A 2,900-nucleotide genomic window follows, 5' to 3' on the forward strand; every position below is an offset into this window, starting at 1 on the left:
AGTGAAAAATGCCTGCCCTCTCTGCTTTCATACCTAGCGTATCTTTATCAACAAAAAAGCCGTCTGAAAATGCGATTTTTCAGACGGCTTTTTGTTTCGCAATCAATTTCCACAATCCATTCAGACGGCCTAATCCGCCGCCCTGCGGTTGGGCACGAGCAAGGCAATCGACAGGCAGGAGAGCAGCGCCAAAGCCAGCATCACCCACAGCGCGGTTTGCGCCGCCTGATGCACGCCCGCACCCTGCAGCGCGCTGAATACCGTTGCGCCGGTGGCGATGCCGAAAGACGCGCCGAGCGCGCTGGCCATTTTATATACGCCCGCGGCCACGCCGGCTTTTTCCATCGGGGCATTGACCATCGCGCAATCGGTCGAAGGCGTGGCATAGCAGCCGAGGCCGAAGCCGAACAGCGCAAACGACGCCACCACCTGCACCATATACGTTTCATGCGGCACAGCAGTCCACGACAGGCCGAAAATCCCCAGCGCGGTAATCAATACGCCTGCCATCATCGGTTTTTTATAGCCGAACTTCTGCAGCAGCTTCTCGCTCACCCGAATCATCAGCAATACCGTTGCCAAATAGCCCAGCGACTTCACACCCGCCTCAAAAGGCGTGAGGCCGTGGCCTTTTTGCAGATAGGTATTGATGATGAAAATCGTGCCGGCGGTGCAGTTAATCAGGAAATTCGACAGACAGGCGCCGCTGTAGCCCCGGTTAGCAAACAGCGAGAAATCCAAAAATGCTTCGGTTTTCAGCCCGAATTCGGTGCGGAAGAAAATCAGCGCCATCACGATAAAGCCCGCCAGCATGGAAAGCGTAAACGGATGCCCCAGCCCGAGTCGGAAGCCTTTGGTAATCAGCAGATTCAGCGCCAGCAGCCCCAATACGCAGGAAAACAGGCCGATGTAGTCGTAGCGGCTGCCGGAGGACGCAGCGGATTTACTCTCGGGCGTGCCGCGTATCATCAGCATCCCGATAACGGAAATGGCGATAGAAAGCAGGAAAATGCTCTGCCAGCCGAGATAAGTGGCGATGGTGCCGCCCGCAAACGACGACAAACCGGAGCCGCCGAACGAGCCGATCGACCAAAAGCTGAACGCCCGCTGCCGCGCCGCGCCGTGGTAGTAATTTTTGATAATCGACAGCGTGGAAGGCATGATGCAGGCTGCCGACAAGCCCTGAAACACCCGCCCGAGGCCGAAGCTCACCACCCCTTGCGAAAAATACAGCAGCAGGCAGGCGATGATGTTCAGCACAAAGCCGATATACGCCAGCCGCACGCGCCCGAATTTATCGGCCAGGCCGCCGGTGAGCAGAATAAAGCAGCCGGAAAACAGCGAGCCCAGGCTGATTACCGCATTGAGCGAAGTATCCGGCATGGCGAGCGTGCGCTGGATATCGGGCGCGACATTGAATACAGCCTGATAAAACAGCCAAAACGTCAGCACGCCCAGCACCATGCCGAACAGCAGGCGGTCGTTGCCGACAAATTCAGTTTGCTGATGATTCATAAGTTTCTCTCTCTCTCAAACAAAGGCTTTTTCAGACGGCCTGCCGGCCGCCGCGCTTATTTCAAATACGCCTCGGCCAGCGCGCACCAATAGGCCGCCGCGGGCACGATAATCTCATCGTTGAAATCGTATTGCGGATTGTGCACCATACACGCGCCCTCGCCGCCGCCGTTGCCCACAAAGCAATAATTGCCGTTGGGATTGGCTTCCAGCATATAGGCGAAATCCTCGCTGCCCATCAGCGGCGGCGTGTCGGTATGCACTTTGTCGCTGCCGAACAGCGATTGCGCCACGCCGACGGCAAAGCGGGTCGCCTTGCTGCCGTTAATCAGCGGCGGGCAGCCGTTGATATGTTCCACCGTGGCTTTCGCACCGAAACTCTGCGCCTGCGCCTCGGCCACTTCGGTAATGCGGCGGCGCAACAACGCGCGTACCTCCGGCTTGAGCGCGCGCACGCTCAGTTTCAGCAACGCTTCGGCATTCACCACATTCGGCGCGTCGCCCGACTGAATGCTGCCCACGGTAATCACCGCCTGGTCGAGCGGGCTGACGTTGCGCGATACAATGGTTTGCAGCGCCAGCGTGATGTGGCAGGCCACCACCGTGGCATCAATGCCGTGCTCCGGCATCGCGCCGTGTCCGCCCACGCCCTCGACGCGGATATGAATGGTATCCGACGATGCCATGGTCGGGCCTTCGCGGAAATAAAATTCGCCGGTATTCATTTTCGGCATATTGTGCAGGCCGAATACCGCATCGCAGGGGAACTGCTCAAACAGGCCGTCTTCCAGCATCACGCGCCCGCCGTAGAGCAGCTCTTCCGCCGGCTGGAAAATTACCCGCAGCGTGCCGTTGAAATCGCGTGTTTCCGCCAAACGCTGCGCCGCAGCCAGCAGGCTGGCGGTATGGCCGTCGTGGCCGCAGCCGTGAAACTTGCCGCTGATTTCGCTTTTCCACGCACGGCCGTCGGCTTCCTGAATCGGCAGCGCATCCATATCCGCACGCAAACCGATGGTTTTCCCGCCGCTGCCCTGCTTCAGCGTACCCACCACGCCCGTTTTCGCCAAGCCGCGATGCACTTCGTAGCCCCATTCTTCCAGCAGGCGGGCAACCAAATCGCTGGTGCGTACTTCCTCAAAACCCAGCTCGGGATGGCGGTGGATTTCGCGGCGCAAATCGGTAAAAAATCCGGCACGCTGCTGCAAAGCTTCAAGATGGCGTTTCGGCATGGCGTTCTCCTGTATTGGTCTGCATTAAAAATGAAAACCATCATAACAATCTTAAAATTTCCAAGCAAATAAAAAACATTCCTCAGGTTTAAGTGAAGACACGCGCTTCGTTCTGCACCGATGCGCGGCAAAAAGCCGTCTGAAAATCCGCTTTTT

The 2,900-nt window shown here is 57.7% G+C and carries 2 protein-coding genes; both read right to left on the reverse strand.

The genetic code is table 11. The annotated features are described in order from the left end of the window. Nucleotides 1–129: 129 nt before the first annotated feature. A complete protein-coding gene (locus BDE01S_RS09695; RefSeq protein WP_066080902.1) occupies nt 130–1,515 on the reverse strand; it encodes an MFS transporter in 1,386 nt (461 codons plus the stop codon). A gap of 56 nt (nt 1,516–1,571) precedes the next feature. Then, on the reverse strand, nt 1,572–2,744 hold the full coding sequence (locus BDE01S_RS09700; RefSeq protein ID WP_066080905.1) for a M20 aminoacylase family protein: 1,173 nt from the start codon (nt 2,742–2,744) through the stop codon (nt 1,572–1,574). Nucleotides 2,745–2,900: the final 156 nt, after the last annotated feature.

Origin of the sequence: Bergeriella denitrificans NBRC 102155, assembly GCF_001592185.1 — a bacterium.
GTDB classification, from domain to species: Bacteria; Pseudomonadota; Gammaproteobacteria; order Burkholderiales; family Neisseriaceae; genus Neisseria; species Neisseria denitrificans.